The following is a 20,806-nucleotide window of genomic DNA, read 5'->3' on the forward strand; positions in this document are numbered from 1 at the left end:
CTTCCATTTTGCCAGATAGATAAAATTTTAGATAAATACCCTTAAAATTTAGCTAAAACTGGTTGACATAATTTACGCTGAATTCATCTTTTTCTGTCACAATTATCGTGTCATGGGGCAAATGAAGGGGAAATTCCGTGTCAGATGTAGAGATAAATAAAGTCCATAAACAGGCCGAACATTTGAGCCGGCAGCAGTTTGACCTCACCGTCAACGGTCAGGCTGAAAACGCTGGTGTTCGCAAAGTAAATGCCGCAGATGGCAACTTGGATAATCAGCAGGACTCAAAAGAGAAGAAGAAAGATATGAGTTGGGAATTGCTTCAGCTCATTCAGGATTTCAAAAATGATGTGGGCGACATGCTCGATCGTTTAAAAGAGATACGCGAAGAAATGGACAAGGTCGGAAACCGTATTAACAAGGGCAAAGCAGCCCTTGAGAGCGGCAGCATGGATGCCATTACCTTCCAACTGATGAGTGAGCACAACTACTCTCAGGAAAAGATTGATGGGATGAGTGACGATCAAAAGACTGAAGCCCTCGAAAATCACATTGAGGAAGACAAGCTTACATATGATCAGTTGAAAAATGAATATATCAAGGTTGATCAGGCCTTGCAGGACAAGTTGAACAGTGACACATTCCAAATGCTCTCAAAAGAGGATCAGGAGCGCCTGAAAAGGGAATATGAAACCGCAAGTCAGGCTGAGATTGTAAGGATAGATGCTAAGGCGGGGCATCTGGATGTAGAAAATGCCAAAGCTGATGCTAGAGAGGTTACGGGCTGGGATTCAAGTGTGCTTAGTAAAGCAACAGATTCAATGGCACTCTCGGAAGGTGAGGAGTTTGAAGCTGAATTCGAAGACTTTTCGGCTTTTGATGAATTCTCTTCATCTTCTTTTGCCGATACGCTGGATGATGGAAATCAGTTTGCCGCCTCTGCCGGTAGCATTACACAATCTTTCAATCAGGCCGGTGGTATGACCACTATGACTTCTGATGTAGATCTCACAGGTGAATTAAAGCAGTCGGAAGACGCCACATATAGCGGCCAGTCCATGACAAAAGGGATGAAGCTTTAAAGATTATTTTCTAGATTGTTTGAAGCAACAACCTGATTGGATTTGTCTGAATCTGGAATGTGGTTTACCACCACAAGACCGTTTTTCTCAGCATAGAGCTTTGTGACGACAGGGATCAGCTTCACCATCTGAGTCGGGTGGAAGATACCATCCCCATCCTCATATTTTCCGCCATTCTTATCGTAGGTGCGGCCATTAATATATATTTTACCAAAAGTACTACGGTCTCCACCTTCTTCATCAAAGAAAACAGAAATGTCTGTTGGATAGTCGGTGCGCTTTGAGTCCTTGAACATCACCTGAAGCATACGGGCGTATTGCTCGGCTGTGTAACGATCATCTTTTTGCCCACCTGAAATGTAAATCACAAGGGCAGAATTCTTACCTGAATATCCACTGGCATCTCCAGCACCACCTGCTTTGATCACAGGAGTAGCTGCAGGTTTTTCCGTTTTTACAGCATTGTTAAAGGCAATCACATTGCCGTTATCATTGCTCTGCGCCTTGGCGCTCAAGCTGAATATGAGGCCTAATGTGGCGATCCCTGCTGCTATCTTTTTGGTTGGATTCATGGTTTTTATCCTATTAATACACTTCATTTATATCACCTTTTGCACCCTCACTACAATCAGTTCCTGCTAACTATTTAAGATTTTAAGAATTCGCGTGTGTGCAATTGAGAGCCGGGAGGGCTGTTTTTACAGCCCCCCTAATTTTTCAGGCTTGGCTCAAACGTAGTTATAGCCCTTGCCACCGCAGTCGGTGCAAGTCCTCATTCCTGGGCTGTTTGTGCTGATGACGCTTCCCGTACCAGAACACATGACACATTTCACTTTTTTCACGGCTTTGCGTTTATGTTTAACAATGGATTGCGACTTATATGACGCAATATAAATATAAATTCTGAACTACGTTTTATAAGACGCTGATTTTAAAGACGCTTTTAACCTCTTTTGACCCATTGTATGAAGGAAGAGGAAACGATAGAAACCACATTAAAAGCCATAGGAGACCGGCTGAAGCAATTGCGAGAAGCAGGCGGCTTTGAGGGCGGTTATGTCGGTTTCGCAATCCATCATGTAAACATGCAACCCAAACAATATTGGAAGTTGGAGGCAGGCACAGCCAACTTTACAATCAAAACACTTCTTCGTGTCCTGGATGTCCATAAAATCACACTCGAAGACTTCTTTAAGGGCACATAATCTGTGTGCATCAAGCACAGAATATTTGAACCTATACAGAATATCTGTAGTTTTACTACAGTAATACTGTACTATTAGTACACTATTTGTGTATAATGAAAGAAGAAAGGAGTTACTTATGGCACGTATTGATTTGAGCGATCCTTATGAGCGCTATCTAAAAAGTCAGGTTGATGCCGGGCTATTCAGGTCTATCACAGCCGCTGTAGAACATGCTATCCTGAACCAGATGAAGGAAGAAGAAAAACTTCGTTTATCGGGCATTCAGGCCGCTTTGGCAAAAGGCGAGGAAGACATTGCCAATGGCCGCACTTTTTCCTATTCACCCGGCCTTATTTCTGAAATCTCAAAAAAGGGCAAGGAAGCTGCCCTATCCGGAAAGTCCGTGAAGCGTGAAGTCAAAGGCTAAATTCAATCTGGAACTCTCCTATGAGGCCTATGACGATTTGATCGACATTCAGGCCTATACCTATTCGGAATTCGGTGAAGCCCAATGGAAGAAATATGAGGGGTTATTGAACGGTGCTTTCGAGCATCTTATTCAGAACCCCTACTCTGGCCATAAGCGCAGAGACGTACCTGAACCCTATCTTTCCTGGAATGTCGGGGAGCATGTGATGGTTTACCGCGTAGAAGAAGACACCATATATGTTGTGCGTGTCCTTCATGGTCGCATGAATTTCCTGTACAAGCTCTAGCCCTCCCCACACCATAGTAGGAATTTATTCCTTTTTCTCCTTGACTCCCTCTTGGCAGTCTACTAATGACTTGTTCCTGACCTAGCAATAGGAATTTAATCCCATAACATTCAAGAAAGGAACAAAGGATGAACAATACACTGTACTATGGAGAAATGGTAGCCCGGATTTCAGGTTTTATACACCATGACCCGATCACACTCTCAAGGCTCGAAAACAAGCTGAGAATGAGCGGTGAAATGCCTGATAAAAACACCCTCTGGACGATCTGTGCCGATGCAGCCCAGGTGTTTGATAAAATCGAGGATCTCTCTGGTGAGCACTATATCGACTGGCACAAAGCACTCGATATCTATTCCGACAAATTGCGGGACATTCTATTAAACGGCACAGCACCCAGCATGGCCGATCTCATAGCTCTAGCCTCCTCATCCATTCAGGAAAGTAGAGCAGCCAAAGAAGACCCAAAGTCAAATTTCCTTGAAGAAGACTATCCATTGAATGCTTTAGGGCGTTCCCCCTCGCGCGGGCAAGGCTAATACGAGCTGTTCAAACCGTATCCCCGCTTTTCCGCACCCTTTGGGTTTGTGCAAAGCGGGTGATCCCCCTCGGTTTGTCCAGGCCTTGTCCCTTGCTCACCCCCTGTTCGCCACATGGCAGGGGTTATGGCGACCCCATAACCCTTTTCCAAAGGGATTTTTTTACCAACGACATAAAGGAGATAAAATATGTCAAACACTGAAACCAACGAAACACAACCAACTGAAAACCTTTTTGCTGATACCAATATCAGCATGAAATCAGGCCATCTTGTGAAGGATGCCGAGCTGATCGGTGATGGAAAATTTGCCAAATTCAGAATTGCCACAAACAAGGAATTTCTGGATTCACAAGGCCAGGTCCAGAACATGGCCAACTATTTCAACATCATCGTCTCAAGCAATCTTAAAGATGCTTTTGCCATAGCCCAGAACCTTAAGAAGGGCGATTGGGTCTATATCAAAGGTGAAGACAGCTCTCGTTCCATCGACACAGTCGAAGGATACAAGGATACAGCAGTCACCACATTCGCCTACAAAGTGGTTTTGAAGAAAGAGAAAACCGAGCAAGTGCCTGAAGAAGGCCAAGCCTTGGAAGCAAATTCCCAACCTGCCTAAACCTAAAAGGGAAAGTCATTTCAATGGCTTTCCCTCTTTTTTTGATGGAGCGCATTCATGTCTTATGTAAAGAACAAAACAGATATCCACCAGCAGGTCACAGATCAGATCATAAGCCTGCTCGATCAGGTTGACTTGAACAATTACCAGCCACCATTTGCGAGCCTTGCAGCCAAAGGCCTGCCGGTAAACCCAACCACGAAAAACCGCTACCAAGGGATCAACATTCTAAACCTTTGGTTTAACCAACAAGCCAAGCAGTTCAACTCGAACCATTGGGCGAGCTTCAAGCAATGGAAAGACAAAGGCGCGAATGTCAAGAAAGGCGAGAAAGGCACACAGATCATCTTTTACAAGAGCCTGATCAAAACGGAAGAGAACAGTAAGGGCGAAACTGAGACCCATAAAATCCCTATGCTCAGGCTCTACACTGTTTTCAATGCCAATCAGGTCGAGAATTTTGAGCCGGACACGACTCCAGCAGATACCCAAACCGACAATGTAGAGCGCATATCCTTAGTTGATGAGTTTTGCAAAGGTACAGGGGCAGACATTCGCCACGGTGGAGACGAAGCTTATTTCAGCCCTATGGGAGACTATATCCAGATGCCTGAAACACGGCTCTTTCTGGATAGCGAACAATCAACCGCCACAGAAAACTACTATTCCACCCTACTCCATGAACTGACCCATTGGACAGGTGCAAAGCATAGACTTGAGCGCGACTTGGCACACAACCAAAAGGAGCGCGAGAAATATGCGTTTGAAGAGCTGGTTGCAGAGCTTGGAGCAGCCTTCCTTTGTGCGCATCATGGCATTGCCCAGAGCCACCCGCCTAATCATGCCCTTTATATCAAGAGCTGGCTGAAAGCCTTGAAGGACGATAAAACCTTCATCTTCAAAGCATCGGCACAAGCTGCCAAAGCGGTTGATTTTCTGGATCAACTGGTCATGGGAGAAACCCAACCATGACCGATTACTTTAATGAACTCACCAAGCATATGAACCAGTTAGGACGAAGGCATGATTTAGCCCGTGTATTCAACGACCTTTTGACCATGGGGATTTGCTCATACCATTCCACCAATATCAAAAGCCGGTTGCAGGAAAAGGACGAAGTGAATGAACGCCTCTACCTTGCAACAATCAAGCCCTACAAAAAAGAAGAGATTGAAGAATTCAGTAAGGCCTTGGGCATCATACAACTGAATGTCTATGAAAATCCCTACTCCGACACTCTGGGCGAATTCTTCATGCTGCAGATAACAAGAGGCCAGAACGGGCAGTATTTCACACCCGAGCCTGTGTGCGACATGATGGCAAAAATAAACCTTGAAGGCATTGAGGGCGAAGGCAAAAGGATTCAAGACCCTGCCTGCGGATCAGGTCGCATGCTCTTGAGTGCAGCCAAGATAAACCACCGCAATTATTTCTATGGTGCAGACAATTCAAGCACCTGCGCGAAAATGGCGACCCTTAATTTCTTTCTTAACGGGCTAAAGGGTGAAGTCGCATGGATGAACTCTTTAAGCATGGAGTGGTTTGGAGGCTGGCATGTCAACATGGATGGGCTTGGCATCACACCCATTGAAAAGGAACAATCTCAACTCTGGTTTGATGCCCCGAAAACCAAGACACCTGAATTTGACAAACAAGCACGGGGCAAGACCACAGAGCCAGCCCATCAACTCACACTTTTCTAAATCAAAACGAAAGGAATATGAATGAAAACCTATATCGCCAAAGCTGAAATGTGTACCTATCTACAGGTCAAAATCAAAGCCAATTCGGAAGAGGAAGCCTATCAAAAAGCAAAGGTGCTATGCGGCAGCGAATTCACCGAAATCGAAGGGACAGGAAGCTGGGAGATTTATAATGTCGAAGAGGAATAAAGGAGGTCCGTTTGATATGTTTGAAGAGGTGAGTCTCATTTACAGAAACAAAACAAGAGCCAATGACCGACCCAAGATTGATTGTGCTGAGAGCGCCTACAAGATATTGAGAGCCCATTGGGATAATGATCAGATTTCCCTTGTTGAGGAAGCCAAAGTCATGTTTCTCGACACACGCTTTAGGCTCATGTCGATTTCAACCGTATCCAAAGGCGGCTTATCTGGAACGGTCATTGATCCCAGAATAGTGTTTGCAATGGCCCTCAAAAGACGGTGTTCAGCTATCATCTTGTCCCACAACCACCCTTCGGGAAATCTAAAGCCCAGCCATGCCGATATTTCTCTGACTAGAAAATTCCATGAAGCCGGTCGGCTATTGGAGATCACTCTGGCTGATCATTTGATCATCAGTGAAGAAGGCTATTACTCTATGGCGAATGAGGGACACATACCATAGCCCTTCCCATTCTTGACAATAGAAACCATCAGATTAATCTAACATCAGCCTGAGTTTATTCAGGCTCCCACCACCTGAAGTTGCCATGGAGAACAAATCTTCATGGCAATTTTTTTGTCCAAGGGGTCAGATAATATTGCTGTTTAAATATTGAATAGCTAACCTCAATTTGTCTAGTGATTGGTCTTGGTTCAAGCTCAAAATCCAAAGTTCATTGACCTCATAATGCACCTATTGATAGGAATATAATCCCGCTTCAGTTTACTTACAGACATCACGTCTAAGGCGATCAAAGTTCCTTATTTAAGAATAGAAGCAGTGAAACTCTTTCTGGGTCAAATTTTTAATTTTAACACATGAGCCGTTCATTCGATACCAAGCAATTAAAAGATGAATCCTTAAAAAAACTATATGATTATATACTTCATAGAGCCACCCACATTTTTGAAGTATTTAGGGATGTTTATTTCCCTGGCTCTAAAAATAAAGAGCTGGTTATTGGTTACCTGCACTCTACTCATTTTCAGGCAGAGGCCTATAGGTCAAAGATAGACAGTTTTAATATTGGGATTCATTCACCCACAATTTTATTATCTAGAACACTCTTCGATGTTTTGGTGACAGACGATAAGTATGGTGGTTATATAACTGGAGAGCTTTCTAATAATGTGACATTTCCTTTTCGACTGATTAATGATGTTCGAAATATCTACAATCAGAAAGAAGTCCTTATAACGAAAGACTCTAACCGTACTCTGGTTTCATCTGTACTCACTGACCTTACAGGAACATTCATAGCATTACATGAAATAGGCCACATTGTACTTGGGCACGTGGATTTTACCAAAGCTGAATTTGGTGATGACCAGCTTTTAGAAATATTTAGCTTCAAGAAAAGAAGGTTGAGAGAAGCGGAAAACCGACAGGCCATGGAACATGATGCCGATATGATAGCAGCTAGACTGATCCCTCAATATATTGAACAGCTTCACACTAAAATTCTAGAAGATAACAGGTATCAATTGGCGTTTAGAAAAATACATGAATCAGATCGGATGCTTGAACTTCTAACAGCATTATCTACCTCTGCAATTTACGCGATGTTCCTATATATGTTTGGACCCAATACCGTGAGAGACTTTCGATATACTGCCCACCACCACCCTCTGACAAGAATCAGAAATGTAGTGAATGGCATAGTACAAACCCTATCTGAACGTTGGGATTTTGACTTAGATTTATTCGATACATTTTACGAGCAAATGCAAATTAGCATACAGGATATTTTTGCCTACAATGGTATGATCAATTCATTTCTATTTAAAGATTCTACACCTGAAAAGGTTAAGAATGACCTGGCTCGTATTCAGGAACTTGCTTTCAAAAACAGATCATTGAGTCAACCATGGTCGTGGCTGCCTAAGACCGAATGGATAAACTAAAACCTTAAATCTTGTTGCTCAGCCATTTCCTCAATTTCTAGAATACATTTGGGATGGGGTGTAAAGGACTTCCCTTTATACACTGTAAAAAATCTGGATGATGAGTTAAAAGCTATACTGATTTCATAAAAAAAATCACCTTGAATACACTCTCCATTAGAACGGGATTGCTTTATTTCATCGATTAGCTCAGTCATTCGAACATACTGGCCATCATTAAGTTTTGACAGATTAACTACCTTTGGCTCAACAAGATTACCTCCAGTGAAACCTCCCACCTTGCTTATCTTTACAGAGCAAGACCTATTAAGTTTGAGAAAGTATTTTTTAAGGAACTGAATAATGTCATGACTCCTATTAATTGTTCCAATAAGACATAGGAGTAAGTTTAATTCTATATCAATGCCTATTTCAATGTCTATCTATTTGGTTTCCGGGATATACGCAGGATTGAGAAAATGTGATTATTCAATACACCATTCAACATGCTCAAAAAAATCAAATTATAGACAATGGCCAGGAGTGTTAACTCCTTATATTTATTATAAGAATGAAAGGTTTTTTAAGAATAAGGAAAGCCCCAAAAGGCCTCCACTTCTCAGACAACAACGATGACAAAAAGATTGATTTTTATCTTTCTAGACTCATAAAATTAATCCCTTCAGATATACTCGCACTCTATGTCTTCGGAGAGAATGTTATTCCAGAAGAAATCATGACTGCACGGGTAATTTTCGCTATCATCTGCTTAATGCTTGTTGCCGTTTCACGATACCAATGGACTAAAGAGATAAATTCTAATGAACCTCAGTGGCCAGTTATTGTGATATCCATGATCTCATTTTGCATTTGGGTATACTCTATTGGTTCTCTTTTCGAAATTGCCGGTCTTCAGGAAAAATGGCTGGGGTCTCTAATGATAGCCACATGGGTTGTCATTGTTCCTTACATCTATCATGGGGATGAAATTGAAAACTAATTATGGCTAACCGTCCCTTTGTCTTGGCCGAACTGCCCGCAGAGGTCAAAGAGTATTATGAAGACCAATTGGCAGCCATAAATCAAAAGCTGTTTTATATAGGCAAGGAAAACCCCTCATTTTCAATAAAAGTGAACGCTTTCTATTCGGATAGAACGGATCTACACGCACAAATTGTTCATCGTAAAAAAAGCAAAGAAATTGATATTGGAATAAGTCCCTGCTATCCCGTTGCACTTCATTACTACTTTAATCACCTTGTGCAAGATTATTTGATATCAGGAGTAGATGAGGGTATCGATAATGATGTTTTGGAGCGAATCAAATCACAAGGCCTTCTAATCAAATTCCCAGGCAAAAGAAGCTTTTCTTTAGAAATCCCAAGCTTAATATATGATACGTTACCCAAAAACGAGATACAAAGAAATATTGCATTTCACTCAGCGTCATTCGCTTTACCATTTATTGGTTATCATGAACTTTGTCACTTGACCTCAGATCACTTAGACACGGATACATCTTTTAGCATAAGTAAGATTTTCAAAGATTTAAGGTTGAGTCTTGCTATGAAAAAGGATCCATTGACCATGCATAAAATATGGGAATATGAGGCTGATATACTGGCTTCCAGTTTACTCATCGAAGACATCTTCACTGAAGTCAATAGAGACTATGTAGAGATGTGTGATCTTGACTTTGATAATATTTACCATAAAGCCTCGCTTGTTTCTACCTGCATTATAGCGATCTTCCATCTTCAGCATGTTAGCCGTGCTAGAAATCAGCTACATATGTCTCCGCTCCACCGGTTTATCTATATATTGGACCACTTGATAAATCATATTGGGCATCACTTTTTAGTCAAGGACAGGCAGAAACTTGCAGATACAATGTTTTTCTCAGCCCAAAATGTTATGAAAGCCTGGGATAGATTGAACCTGGATATTCAGTTTGATTTAGAGGATCGGGCAAAGGTCAGACAAACTTCAGAGGAAGGAAGGATAATTGCATCCAAAAGTTTAAGGCAACGCCACCTTTATAAACATAGATGTTATGGTACTTTTGTTTTCAACGATCAGAAAGTCATTTAACCCATGATGTTTATTAGTTCCATCAAGGCTTTGGGCATGGGTGAAAAAGCGGAAGAAGTATAAATTTCTCTTCCTTCATGATTTGGTTTGTCTCGACCAGCCACCTTCAATATATAGATTTGATCGCCAGAATTTCTGTTTTTATCTAGCCTTTTGATGGGAAAGGAAAGGCGAGTAACTAGGCCCTGTATTTTATTAAACTCTTCAAGAGTCAGCTCATTCATTCTCTTCTCATAAATAACACTATGCCAACTTCCTTCTTCAAAAAGACAAAGACGGTCACTTTTCGATAAACGAGCCTTTCGATTAAAAATGTTGAATATTCAAACTCTCCCTAATTAGAAATGAATTCAGTTTATTTCTAATTATACACCAATATTGTACGTATTTCAAAAACTCATACTAAGCATAGAATCATTAAATTAAACACCCATAACATGATTATTGCCTGATCAGGACACTAGACAATGTACCAATCAGAGGGTTGGTTAAATCAAGGGTGCTTTCACCTTTAAGCCCATGGATAAGCCTATTTAGAACAAACAAAGGACACTTCATTGACATTACCCTCAATTAGGATTATAGTCCTACAACAAATATGGAGGTCTTGAGATGAATAAATTGGAACTAATGTTGTTGATGAAGTTTGAATCACCAATAATTCCTCTAGACAGAATATGCCAAGAATATTTTGGCTGCAGCAAGAACACTGCAAAGCAAAAGGCCAAGTCTGGAACCCTACCCATTCCAGCCTTTAGACTTGGTTCATCACAAAAGTTACCTTGGATGATAAACATCCAAGACTTGGCTAGATTCATTGAGACAAACTCAATTGAGGCAAAGAAAGAATGGGTTGGAGTTATTTCAGAATGAGGCGATCGGGATTTAAGTCAGTGTAAATTCGCCATAAGGTGTTCAAATCTTTATGGCCGGTTACTTGCGCTACCTGATCAACAGAATAGCCTAATTCAAATAGCCTAGAAGCCCCCTCTCTTCTCAAATCATGATAACGTAAGTCTGAAATTTTCAGATCATTCCTTACTCTCTGAAATCCAGCCGTTACAGAACGGGGATTGTATGGGAAGATTCTATTGTCCTTTTTATTTCTTTTCTGTCTTAGTACGATTTTAAGCGCATCTCCTAAGAGAGGCACTTTCATGTGATTGCCAATTTTCTTCCTGGGGTCTTTTCTATTGCGCACCCAAACCCAGCTTTCTTCAACATTCAAATCTTCCCATACAATCGAACACACCTCAGATATTCTCATACATGAGAGAATTGAGAAGTCCAGAATGTCTGTGAAGGGTATAGTTGAATAAGTGTGACCCTGCCTTGCGGCTAATCCTTTTCTGAGCTTTTTAAGCTCGTTGTTTGACGGCCTTCTTGTTCTAATGTTTGACTTCCCAATTAATCCAAGAATTCGTAGTGTTGGCATTGCCTCAACGATTGATGAGGTACTAACGTCAATCTCATATAGCGCCTTTGCAGATCGCAAAACCGCTCTTATATGGCTTATGTCACATGCAATAGTTGCTGGAGATGCACCACCCGATTTTCTTTCCTTACAAAAATCCACGATATGCTTTGGTTTAAGATTTGAAAGCTTTGTGTTCGCTATATCAAATTCTTTGATTGCTTCTAAAGAGTATCTTTTAGAACGACCCATACCAATGTGTTCATCAGATAGATATTTTTCCAATAAGTCTCTAAGAAGTAATAATGATGTATGATTGTTTGAGAAGTCTTGACCTTGGGAAATGCTCCTTTCAATCAGATCAACCTGAAGCTTCCCCCATGCTTTTGCGGATGCTTTATTTTTAAAGGTCTTGTTTTTGGATTTGCGCTCATCACTTTCTGGTTGAACCCATCTAACCTGACAACAATATTTACCATTTCGAGGAGAAACACTAAAGTACGGCACTAGCTAATTTTCCTTCCTCAATTAGCGGTTATTACATTGCCTACTGTAGGCAATATGTAGGCAAATTGTCAAGAAAATGTACTAAAATGTGTGAAAATGTATGAAAACGGATAAGAACGAAAAAGCTCAAAAACTCCAGTATTCCTGCACTTTAGAAGGAAATCCAAAGCACAAGCATATTTCCGTTGCCCCTATGATGGATTGGACAAATTCTCAAAATAACTCATTGATAATAAACAGCTTTAAAAATGCTGTAGGCAATATGTAGGCATTATTAGTTAATTTATATTGAATTAGACTAGATCATCAGTCTCATTTTTTCCTGCCAATCCCATATATTTAAGAAATAAAGCAATATTAAATTGAAATCTAAGGATTTTGAATACACCTACAATAGAGTATTCCACTCTGCAAAAAGAGCATTAAATAAGCTGTCTATGACCATTGAAGAAGTGGATGAAAAACGGGGTACGATTATAGCCTCTACAAAAACTTCGTTTTTTGGCTGGGGTGAAGATGTTTCTTTAATCTTTAAAGATTTAGGGAACAAAACATCTGTTGTTGTTCAATCTTCGAGCCCTTCTCAGATTATTACCTGGGGGAAAAATGAAGTTAATGAAGATCAGGTTTTGGAAGGTATATACCGTGATTTGAAAGGGCTATGAAATTATACGTTGAACCTTGTGCAAGCTGTGGCCAGAAAATATATCTAAATAAATCTGCTGAGAATAGAAGTGAGTTAAGGAGATTATTGGGTAGCGACAGGTTTCATCTGAGTTGTGCTCAATGTGGTGTTACAGGAGTATTTTCCGTTAATGAAGTCAAGGCTGAGTCTGAAGCTATCTCTTCTGTTGCTGGAGGTATAGTAGGTGGTTTGATTGGCATATTGGGAGGTCCTGCAGGTATCTTGATAGGTGGGAGCATAGGAGCAGCAATTGGAAGCTCGTCAGACAGGGAAGAAATTAAGAAGGTGAATTTTTTTAACCATAGCATCTAGGGATGAAGCTTAACTCACAGACTAAACGAGGGCTTTTATTTTTAATGGTTTTAGGTTCAACCATTATTCTTATCGTGGATAATGATATACAGTCTTACTTTCTAAATATGATAAAGAATGGGCTGGATTACGAGGGGACGTATTATATTGTCATGGCTTGTTCATTGATTATTGGCTTGTTCTATTCATTTTACTTCGCCAAAAACAAACAGCCTAAAGACCTTAATTTTTTTATGAAGGTTTTTGGACCTCTAATTGACCCACCTCTTAATACATTGTCTTATGGAATTGTGATTGCTTCGGTGCTCAGATTGATTAGAGGCTTATTTAGCCAATTATTCTTTGAAATTGAGTATTTCAAAGACTTCGGGGTAATCAATGTAAGTGCCATAGGCCTTGCCTGTATACCTCTTCTCATATGGAGTGTTAACGGATTAACAGGGTATTTTGTAGCTCTATTTGGAAGATTAGATGATCAGTTTGGGGAAATTACACCCATAATTAATGAAGAAGACAATCTTGACAAGCATAAATAGTCGTTTAAAATAGCCTTCTCAAAATTAACTTGAAGGTTACTTTAAATCTTAGCTCCTGATTTCTCTCCTACACTTACTGACATATTCTTCACAGGGCTTTTCTGAATACTATAGTCAATATAATAATCTCGGTAGCCTAAAATTTGTAGAATGGTCTTGTTGAATAACACTTGGTAAACTCTAGTGAGGATAAGGTGTTCTTGGACTTTTTTATCCAGTGAGTAATCAGGAATCCCATGAGCCATCTGATTTCGAAGCTGCAATGCTTTCTTCTCCATTCCTTTCAGAGTGATACCAATCAAAGAATAAAAGAGTGTCATTTTTTCATTAGGCCCTTTCCTGTGGGCATTTTTTATTTTACTCAATACAATGTCAGCGCCTTCAAAACTCACAATTTTATCCGCGATCAAACTGAGGCCTTCCTCAATAAGTTCTTGATACAAAGCCCGATTGATATATTCAGTTTTAACATGATCGATTGTTTTTAAATACTTTTCTGCAAGTATTTCTAAGGCACTTGATAGAACTGGTAAATTAGCTCCAAGCGGTAAATCAAAGAAGGTCCAATATCTTTCTAATACAGCATCCAATGCCAGAATATCTCTTTTTAGCAAATACTCAGGAAGTAACTGATTCAGAAGTATCCCGAAGTTGCCCCAATCATATTGAAGATTAAACCGTATAGGAGGCATCGATTCAATTGAGCACTCACTTGTAATCCCTGAGACACTAATCAACCGAGCATTCAAGAGTTTATTATCTTCAAGAATACTGTGCCCGAGATAGTGAACTCTGTTTCCCAAAAGGAAAGATATTAAATTCTCTACCCCTATAATCAAGTTACTTGAAACATTGCCAATGTCCCCCCTGAATTCCAAGCAAATCCCTGACCAGGTTGATTTCAATATGTCCCGAGGTACTTTGGCAACGAGAAATTCTAGGTCATTCTGTGAGTATTTGATAAAGTCTTTAGAGATACTGCTATTAATGTAATTTCTAGGAGTGTCCTCAAAGCTGTCAACTCCAATTCGTATCTTTTTATTTTCTAGAAGTAGACTGCGAATCGTTTGCCCAGAAAAATTGGCTGGAATACTTGAGCAAATAAACCAATCAAGCCTGATTTGATTCTTTTCCTTGGTGATTTTGCTTGGACGAACAAAATCTATCTCAACAGATTTTATCTCCAATTCACTTTGGACAAAAGCACCCTCAGTATGCAAGTTTACTGATGAGATTGTGAAGTTGGTCAGACAACACTGGCTCAGGTGAAATCCATTTCCTTCTTCATCCTTTCCGAATAACCTTTGGCCATTGATGACATTACTACTTCCAACAAAATCAGCTTCATTGAGTTTTTGAACATCCTGTACATTTCCAAAAATTCTCGCGCTAAATCGGAAATTTTGAGTTCTTGATATTTCTATCCAAGCACCTGAGTTATATCCCCAATCCGACTTTTCAAATTCCAACTCAGAAAGCTTAACAGGAAAATCAGAAAACTCCCACTCTAGATCGGCAGGACAAAACGCTCGCCCTCCTTGTTCAACGTGATCCGACATTTTAAATATTTGAAATGATGATATAGCCCAAGGACAAATTAAGCTGATTTTCTTGCGGAAGTTACGTTATTTTGGAAGCGTACGGCCATCAACTACTAGGCTATTAATCAAAGCGAAAGTACATTTTAAGTACTTAACGCACCTATTTGTTTTAGGTATGTTTTAGTGACAAACAAAAAAGGGTTACATTTCTAATGTAACCCCTTGATTATTAAGTAGCGGGAGCAGGACTCGAACCTGCGACCTTTGGGTTATGAGCCCAACGAGCTACCAACTGCTCCATCCCGCGATGTGTACAAGTTCAGACGATTTCCGAACTGGGCTACAAATGTAGTGACATTTTCATTCTAAACAAGTACCTTTGCTACATAATTTTAAGAATGTCAGAAAAATCACATAAAGCCGGATTCATCAGCATTATCGGAAAACCGAATGTCGGAAAGTCAACGCTTATGAATGCCCTTGTGGGTGAGCGACTTAGCATCATCACTTCCAAAGCACAGACTACCCGACACAGAATTATGGGAATTTTGAGCGGAGAAAATTTTCAGGTAATTTATTCTGATACCCCCGGAATTTTAAAGCCTGAATACAAACTTCACGAGACCATGATGAGCTTTGTGAACAGCTCATTCGAAGATGCTGACGTTCTTCTATTCGTTACCGATCTCTATGAAAAGTACGATGGTGAAAAACAGCTAGACTTTTTAAAAGACATTAAAATTCCAACAATCCTTGTTATGAACAAGGTAGACTTGGCCAAAGGCTCTCAGGCTGAAGATAAAATAGCTTACTGGAAAGAAATGTTCGATTTCGATGCTGAAATAATGGTTTCGGCATTAGAAAAGCTAAACATTCAAGAGCTCTTCTCAAAAATTATAGACCTGCTGCCAGAGCATGAAGCTTATTTCCCAAAAGATGAACTTACGGATAAACCAGAAAGGTTCTTCGTGAATGAGATCATCCGAGAGAAAATTTTCCTCAACTACAAAAAAGAGATTCCTTACAGCTGCGAGGTAGTCACCCATACTTTTAAGGAAGACGAGAAGATTATCCGCATTATGTCAGACATTTATGTAGAGCGCAAGAGCCAGAAAGGCATTGTGATTGGCCACAGAGGAGAAGCCATTAAGAAAGTAGGTATTCAAGCACGTGAAGAATTAGAGAAGTTCTTCGGAAAACAGGTGCATTTAGAGACCTTTGTAAAAGTTGAGCAAGATTGGAGAAAGAAAGAGCTGAAACTGAAAGGGTTTGGGTATAGTAATTAGAAATTACGAATTAATAATTATCAATATGGCACACACCAATATCATTCAGGAAAAGAGCTTTGAGCTTGCGGTAAAAGTTGTGAAGGCAGTTAGGGCCTTTCGAAAGCAAGAAAAAGAATTTGAAATTACAGGGCAGTTACTAAGAAGTGCAACATCTATTGGAGCTAACATTGAAGAGGCTATCGGAGGATATTCTCCCAATGATTTCCAATTTAAGGTTAACCTTTCATACAAAGAAGCCAGGGAAACAAAATACTGGTTGAAAGTAATGAAAGCAGCAGAAATGATGGATGTGCAAACCCTCGATGAACTTCTTAACGACTCAGAAGAAGTACTAAAGATTTTAGGTGCTATTACGAAGACATTGAAAATTCGTAATTCCTAATTTCTAATTGAATTAAGATATGGCAAATATAATAGCGATAGTAGGCCGCCCAAATGTGGGTAAATCGACATTCTTTAACCGTTTGGTAGAGAAAAGACAGGCCATCATGGATAATGAAAGTGGGGTAACCCGCGACAGACATTACGGCTACGGTCAGTGGACAGGCAAACACTTTACGGTAATAGATACTGGAGGGTATGTCACTGGGTCGGACGATGTGTTTGAAGGCGCTATCAGGAGCCAAGTTGTAGAAGCCATGAATGAGGCTTCGGTTATACTATTTATGACCGACTGTCATGATGGGCTTACTGACTTAGATAAAGATTTTGCCAAAGTAGTTAGAGGACTAAAAAAGCCTGTTTACATAGTGGCCAATAAAGCGGATACCGCTGAATGGTCTTACCAATCTCATGAGTTTTATGGCTTAGGCATTGGAGATGTATTTCCTATGTCTGCTTCTAATGGATCGGGAACGGGAGAAATTCTAGACGAAGTAGTTAAGCATTTTGAAGATGACGGCATTGAAGATCCTGATGGAGACATTCCAAGAATTGCCATCCTCGGTAGACCGAATGCTGGTAAGTCTTCCTTCGTCAATGCGCTTTTAGGAAAAGAAAGAACCATTGTTACCGATGTTGCTGGTACTACCCGAGACTCCATCAACACGCATTATAAGCTTTTCGGAAAGGATTTTATTCTTACTGATACCGCAGGAATTCGCAAGAAATCTAAGGTGCATGAAGATATTGAGTTCTACTCAGTAATGCGGGCACTACAATCGCTGCAAGACTCAGATGTCTGCATCATTATGATTGATGCCACCAGAGGGCTAGAAGCTCAAGACATGAACCTCATAAGCTTGGCGCTGAAGTACAAGAAGGGAATTATGCTTATGGTGAATAAATGGGACCTTATTGAAAAGGAAACCAATACCATGAAGCAGTTTGTAGAAGAGATAGACGAGAAGCTAGGTCAGCTCACTTGGATTCCGAAAATGTTTACTTCTGTAACTGAGAAGAAACGTATTTTCCAAGCCATTGAATTGGCTGTGAAAGTACACGAAAATAGACATCGCAAGGTAACTACTTCTCAACTGAACGATGCTATTTTACCAGAGATCGAAAGGTATCCGCCACCAGCAATTAAGGGTAAATATGTAAAAATTAAGTACATCACTCAGTTGCCAACAGCATCTCCTACCATTGCCTTCTTCTGTAATTTACCGCAGTACATTAAGGCTCCTTATGAGGCTTACTTGGAGAATAAAATCAGAGAGCACTTCGATTTCGAAGGAACGCCAATAAAGCTTGTCTTCAGAAAAAAATAGAGACACTTAAAGTTTAGTATTTAGGCACAGAGAACATTTCCGCAATGATTCTTCTGTGCCTTCTTCCATAAGCATTCTTGACTGGATGTGTCGGAGTTGTCTTCAGAAAATACCTCAGAGGTTCGTAAACTAAAAGGTGTGCGTAATTAGCATGTGAATCTATTTTATTTTCGATACCGCTTTCGGCCTGCCAGATTAGCCTATTGTTATTCCGCTGATATAGCTTCATCCTCATAACCTTTTCGAAGTAAATATCTTCTTCAATAATCGGGATTGACCTATCCTCACCCTTTATTGTAATCGTTTCTGTTTTCCCCTCGCTATTCTTTCTTTCAATGGTTTGCTCCTCCCCTCTTAAGGTATAAGAACTCTCTCTTGCCTTTATGATTGGCTCGCTCGTAAACACATCGAACTTAAGAATGAATTTGGCCGATGACTTCGTTCTGGAAATAGAGAATCCCAGGTCGTACAACCTGAGTCTGATTTTTTGAATATATGGCAACAAGGCAAGGTTTTCGTTCAAGCCAGTTTCATCTACATAGATTTGCGTTATTTTCGAGCGATCAATATTTCCTATACCATAGGCATCTGTTTCTAGGGTAAGGCGACTGAACCATTGGGCGTTTGCAGAAATACTGATAAAAAGGAAGGGAAGCAGGAGAAATCGACACATGGAGAAGCAGTTTTTTGTCCGATTAATATCAAGAAAAGTGCCAGAGAGTGCCTTAGCTTATTGCATTCAACTCTTTGAAGAAGCTCCGTTTCATTTTAAAATCTCCAAAAAGAGAGCTACTAAACTAGGCGACTACCGATTTGATCCGAGAGCGAAGTCGCACACCATTACGGTAAATGAAGACCTCCACCCTTTTCAATTTCTGATAACATATATACATGAAGTTGCACACAGAAGGGTTCATGAGCAACATCGAAAACAAGCCCCACACGGCCCTCATTGGAAGAATGAATTTAGGAGGTTGATGTTACCCATGCTTCGACCTGAGGTTTTTCCAGAGCCAGTACTGAGGGCTTTGGCCAAACACATGAAAAACCCAAAGGCTAGCGCTGCTGCAGACATTACTTTAATAAACGCCCTCAGGAAATTCGATGATGATTCTGGAGGAATTACCTTGGCTCAGCTAGCCATCAACGAAGAGTTTAGCTTCAGAGGCAGATCTTTTCGTAAACTAGAAGTAAAAAGAACAAGAGCCCTATGCCTCGACCTCAAGGATCAGAAGCGATACCTTGTCCCATTAATGGTAGAGATTGAATAATTACTGTTAAATCGTGTCTACAATTACACCAACCCAATTCTTCTACTGATAATTGAGTTGATTCGATCGAAAAGAACGGAAGGTTTGAGTGTTCTCCATTCAATCACATCTAAATCGCCTCCAAAGTTGATGTAGCTATCGATTTCGTAGTTCTTCATTTCCTCGATAACGAAATCTCGGAACCCAATGGCGGTAATCCACCCGTCTTCCATATCATCGAACCACTCTTCGTAGTAACTATCGTCTGAGCCATGGAAGTTGAGAATATTCTCACCAATTAAGATGTACTTGTCTATCCCAAAACTGTTGAAGTGATCGATGATATTGCGTTTAAAATGCATGATGTCATTATTCAGCGCATCGTTCCATTCACCAATAAACTCTATGATGATGAAACCTTTGTTGTAATCGACATACAGGATTTTAATGAACAAGGTTTCCGAACCCATAAAATCCCAAGCTGGGTCTATGTAATAGCCATAAATGGTTTCGGAATATAATTCGTAGTTGTACTCCTTACCATCATAAGGAGAGTTTGGGTCATTCGCTACGTTGTAATATTTAAGCCAAGAATAATAGGGTTCTATTTGATGCAAACTGATTAGGAATTTTTGATATGGTCAATCACTTTCCTAACTGAACCATGTTTCCTAAGCAACTGTTCCGCAGTTTTGTAATCAACTTGCAACATTTCCATAACCATCTTGGCGCCACGGTCTACCAGTTTGTTGTTTGAAAGCTGCATATCAACCATTCTGTTGCCTTCTACTCTTCCTAGTTGAATCATTACGGCAGTTGAAAGCATGTTCAGCACAAGCTTTTGTGCCGTTCCGGCCTTCATTCTGGTGCTTCCTGTTACAAACTCAGGCCCTACAATCGGTTCGATAGGATAATCAACCTCCCAAGCCAAAGCAGAGTCTGGATTACAAGTAATACAGCCTGTAAGAATGCCATTCTGTTTAGCCTTTTTCACCCCGCCAATTACGTATGGAGTCCCTCCAGAAGCAGCTATACCAATCACAGTATCTTTATGATTGATCATATATTCCTGAAGATCTTTCCAGGCCTGATTTTCATCGTCTTCGGCAAACTCAACCGCCTTGCGAATGGCGCCATCGCCTCCGGCTATAATCCCTACTACCATTCCATGCTCAACCCCGTAAGTTGGAGGACATTCAGATGCGTCTACCACACCAAGTCGGCCGCTAGTACCCGCTCCAATGTAGAAGAGTCTTCCGCCCTTTTCCATTCTTGGTACAATCTCTTTCACAAGTGCTTCAATCTGAGGAATTACCTTCTCAACCGCTAACGGCACAGATTGATCTTCTCGGTTAATATTGGTCAGCAATTCCTTCACTGACATTTGCTCCAGATGATTATGATTTGATTCCGACTCGGTAACGTTCATGGGCTAATGGGTTTTGCGGTTCAAACTTAAGACTTGCCATTGAATATCTGAACCTATTCTTTGAATTCAACCGACTTGAAAGCGACCACCCCCATACCCCTCCTGGCCAGGAGGGGAGTAAGTATCTGCAA

The 20,806-nt window shown here is 40.5% G+C and carries 28 protein-coding genes and 1 tRNA gene; 22 read left to right on the forward strand and 7 right to left on the reverse strand.

Annotated elements, in window-relative coordinates; translation table 11 throughout:
- Positions 1-137: 137 nt before the first annotated feature.
- Positions 138-1,082 (forward strand): hypothetical protein, encoded by a 945-nt coding sequence (locus T7867_RS03830; protein ID WP_068215940.1) that lies wholly within the window; start codon positions 138-140, stop codon positions 1,080-1,082.
- On the opposite strand, the gene T7867_RS03835 is transcribed toward T7867_RS03830, so the two are convergent.
- Positions 1,079-1,654 (reverse strand): hypothetical protein, encoded by a 576-nt coding sequence (locus T7867_RS03835; protein ID WP_068215942.1) that lies wholly within the window; start codon positions 1,652-1,654, stop codon positions 1,079-1,081. The two genes, T7867_RS03830 and T7867_RS03835, sit on opposite strands and share 4 nt — an antisense overlap.
- A 393-nt stretch (positions 1,655-2,047) precedes the next feature.
- Between T7867_RS03835 and T7867_RS03840 the strand changes: the two genes are divergently transcribed.
- The 13 genes from T7867_RS03840 (at position 2,048) to T7867_RS03900 (ending at position 10,876) form a co-directional block, all read left to right on the forward strand.
- Positions 2,048-2,287, forward strand: a complete 240-nt coding sequence (locus T7867_RS03840) for a helix-turn-helix domain-containing protein (RefSeq protein ID WP_068215944.1) — start codon at positions 2,048-2,050, stop codon at positions 2,285-2,287.
- 118 nt (positions 2,288-2,405) lie between these two features.
- Complete coding sequence (locus tag T7867_RS03845) at positions 2,406-2,696, forward strand: hypothetical protein (protein ID WP_068215946.1); 291 nt, start codon at positions 2,406-2,408, stop codon at positions 2,694-2,696.
- Positions 2,680-2,985 (forward strand): type II toxin-antitoxin system RelE/ParE family toxin, encoded by a 306-nt coding sequence (locus T7867_RS03850; RefSeq protein WP_068215948.1) that lies wholly within the window; start codon positions 2,680-2,682, stop codon positions 2,983-2,985. The genes T7867_RS03845 and T7867_RS03850 overlap by 17 nt, the downstream gene beginning before the upstream one ends.
- 128 nt (positions 2,986-3,113) lie before the next feature.
- Positions 3,114-3,524 (forward strand): hypothetical protein, encoded by a 411-nt coding sequence (locus T7867_RS03855; RefSeq protein ID WP_068215950.1) that lies wholly within the window; start codon positions 3,114-3,116, stop codon positions 3,522-3,524.
- A gap of 189 nt (positions 3,525-3,713) precedes the next feature.
- Positions 3,714-4,142 (forward strand): single-stranded DNA-binding protein, encoded by a 429-nt coding sequence (locus T7867_RS03860; RefSeq protein ID WP_068215952.1) that lies wholly within the window; start codon positions 3,714-3,716, stop codon positions 4,140-4,142.
- A 57-nt stretch (positions 4,143-4,199) separates the two neighbouring features.
- Positions 4,200-5,114 (forward strand): ArdC family protein, encoded by a 915-nt coding sequence (locus T7867_RS03865; protein ID WP_273514833.1) that lies wholly within the window; start codon positions 4,200-4,202, stop codon positions 5,112-5,114.
- Positions 5,111-5,845 (forward strand): N-6 DNA methylase, encoded by a 735-nt coding sequence (locus T7867_RS03870; RefSeq protein WP_322299840.1) that lies wholly within the window; start codon positions 5,111-5,113, stop codon positions 5,843-5,845. The genes T7867_RS03865 and T7867_RS03870 overlap by 4 nt, the downstream gene beginning before the upstream one ends.
- A gap of 21 nt (positions 5,846-5,866) precedes the next feature.
- Positions 5,867-6,034: a hypothetical protein gene (locus T7867_RS03875; RefSeq protein WP_273514830.1), complete on the forward strand. Its 168-nt coding sequence runs from the start codon at positions 5,867-5,869 to the stop codon at positions 6,032-6,034.
- Entirely contained in the window at positions 6,018-6,491 is a 474-nt protein-coding gene (locus T7867_RS03880) for a JAB domain-containing protein (RefSeq protein ID WP_068215963.1), read from the forward strand. The genes T7867_RS03875 and T7867_RS03880 overlap by 17 nt, the downstream gene beginning before the upstream one ends.
- 356 nt (positions 6,492-6,847) lie before the next feature.
- The gene (locus T7867_RS03885) at positions 6,848-7,933 is read left to right on the forward strand and encodes a hypothetical protein (RefSeq protein ID WP_068215965.1); all 1,086 of its coding nucleotides are present in this window, start codon (positions 6,848-6,850) and stop codon (positions 7,931-7,933) included.
- A gap of 550 nt (positions 7,934-8,483) precedes the next feature.
- On the forward strand, positions 8,484-8,912 hold the full coding sequence (locus tag T7867_RS03890) for a hypothetical protein (RefSeq protein WP_068215968.1): 429 nt from the start codon (positions 8,484-8,486) through the stop codon (positions 8,910-8,912).
- A gap of 2 nt (positions 8,913-8,914) precedes the next feature.
- A complete protein-coding gene (locus tag T7867_RS03895; RefSeq protein WP_068215970.1) occupies positions 8,915-10,003 on the forward strand; it encodes a hypothetical protein in 1,089 nt (362 codons plus the stop codon).
- Positions 10,004-10,615: 612 nt separating this feature from the next.
- Positions 10,616-10,876, forward strand: coding sequence for a pyocin activator PrtN family protein (locus T7867_RS03900; protein WP_068215982.1), 261 nt, complete (start codon positions 10,616-10,618; stop codon positions 10,874-10,876).
- On the opposite strand, the gene T7867_RS03905 is transcribed toward T7867_RS03900, so the two are convergent.
- The gene (locus T7867_RS03905) at positions 10,863-11,924 is read right to left on the reverse strand and encodes a tyrosine-type recombinase/integrase (RefSeq protein WP_068215984.1); all 1,062 of its coding nucleotides are present in this window, start codon (positions 11,922-11,924) and stop codon (positions 10,863-10,865) included. The genes T7867_RS03900 and T7867_RS03905 overlap by 14 nt on opposite strands.
- A 100-nt stretch (positions 11,925-12,024) precedes the next feature.
- Here T7867_RS03905 and T7867_RS03910 point away from each other — a divergent pair, with 100 nt between their 5' ends.
- The 4 genes from T7867_RS03910 to T7867_RS03925 all read left to right on the forward strand — a co-directional run bounded on the left by T7867_RS03910 (position 12,025) and on the right by T7867_RS03925 (position 13,457).
- A complete protein-coding gene (locus T7867_RS03910) occupies positions 12,025-12,192 on the forward strand; it encodes a hypothetical protein (RefSeq protein ID WP_157717487.1) in 168 nt (55 codons plus the stop codon).
- Between the two features lie 169 nt (positions 12,193-12,361).
- Positions 12,362-12,589, forward strand: a complete 228-nt coding sequence (locus T7867_RS03915) for a hypothetical protein (protein WP_157717488.1) — start codon at positions 12,362-12,364, stop codon at positions 12,587-12,589.
- On the forward strand, positions 12,586-12,921 hold the full coding sequence (locus T7867_RS03920; RefSeq protein WP_068215987.1) for a hypothetical protein: 336 nt from the start codon (positions 12,586-12,588) through the stop codon (positions 12,919-12,921). Before T7867_RS03915 ends, T7867_RS03920 begins: the two co-directional genes overlap by 4 nt.
- Positions 12,922-12,923: 2 nt before the next feature.
- Complete coding sequence (locus T7867_RS03925; protein ID WP_068215989.1) at positions 12,924-13,457, forward strand: hypothetical protein; 534 nt, start codon at positions 12,924-12,926, stop codon at positions 13,455-13,457.
- A 41-nt stretch (positions 13,458-13,498) separates the two neighbouring features.
- On the opposite strand, the gene T7867_RS03930 is transcribed toward T7867_RS03925, so the two are convergent.
- Both T7867_RS03930 and T7867_RS03935 read right to left on the reverse strand, forming a co-directional pair.
- On the reverse strand, positions 13,499-14,926 hold the full coding sequence (locus T7867_RS03930) for a hypothetical protein (protein ID WP_157717489.1): 1,428 nt from the start codon (positions 14,924-14,926) through the stop codon (positions 13,499-13,501).
- 306 nt (positions 14,927-15,232) lie between these two features.
- A tRNA-Met gene (locus tag T7867_RS03935) sits at positions 15,233-15,305 on the reverse strand.
- A gap of 91 nt (positions 15,306-15,396) precedes the next feature.
- Between T7867_RS03935 and era the strand changes: the two genes are divergently transcribed.
- From era to der, 3 genes are read left to right on the forward strand one after another with little or no spacing between them, the layout of a single operon-like run.
- Entirely contained in the window at positions 15,397-16,284 is an 888-nt protein-coding gene (era, locus tag T7867_RS03940; protein ID WP_068215992.1) for a GTPase Era, read from the forward strand.
- Between the two features lie 25 nt (positions 16,285-16,309).
- Positions 16,310-16,669, forward strand: coding sequence for a four helix bundle protein (locus T7867_RS03945; protein WP_068218396.1), 360 nt, complete (start codon positions 16,310-16,312; stop codon positions 16,667-16,669).
- Positions 16,670-16,688: 19 nt separating this feature from the next.
- Positions 16,689-17,996 (forward strand): ribosome biogenesis GTPase Der, encoded by a 1,308-nt coding sequence (gene der / locus T7867_RS03950; protein ID WP_068215994.1) that lies wholly within the window; start codon positions 16,689-16,691, stop codon positions 17,994-17,996.
- 13 nt (positions 17,997-18,009) lie between these two features.
- Here the strand turns inward: der and T7867_RS03955 are convergent, their stop codons facing one another.
- The gene (locus T7867_RS03955; protein ID WP_068215995.1) at positions 18,010-18,669 is read right to left on the reverse strand and encodes a hypothetical protein; all 660 of its coding nucleotides are present in this window, start codon (positions 18,667-18,669) and stop codon (positions 18,010-18,012) included.
- On the opposite strand from T7867_RS03955, the gene T7867_RS03960 reads away from it, so the two are divergent.
- Positions 18,668-19,267 carry a SprT-like domain-containing protein gene (locus T7867_RS03960; protein ID WP_068215997.1) on the forward strand — a complete coding sequence of 200 codons (600 nt, stop codon included), beginning with the start codon at positions 18,668-18,670 and terminating at the stop codon, positions 19,265-19,267. The genes T7867_RS03955 and T7867_RS03960 overlap by 2 nt on opposite strands.
- 23 nt (positions 19,268-19,290) lie before the next feature.
- Here T7867_RS03960 and T7867_RS03965 read toward each other — a convergent pair whose 3' ends face one another.
- Both T7867_RS03965 and murQ read right to left on the reverse strand, forming a co-directional pair.
- Positions 19,291-19,863 (reverse strand): hypothetical protein, encoded by a 573-nt coding sequence (locus T7867_RS03965; RefSeq protein WP_068215999.1) that lies wholly within the window; start codon positions 19,861-19,863, stop codon positions 19,291-19,293.
- 5 nt (positions 19,864-19,868) lie between these two features.
- Positions 19,869-20,675: an N-acetylmuramic acid 6-phosphate etherase gene (gene murQ, locus T7867_RS03970; protein ID WP_068216001.1), complete on the reverse strand. Its 807-nt coding sequence runs from the start codon at positions 20,673-20,675 to the stop codon at positions 19,869-19,871.
- Positions 20,676-20,806: the final 131 nt, after the last annotated feature.

The sequence above is a fragment of the Roseivirga spongicola genome, from assembly GCF_034376045.1.
GTDB lineage: Bacteria > Bacteroidota > Bacteroidia > Cytophagales > Cyclobacteriaceae > Roseivirga > Roseivirga spongicola.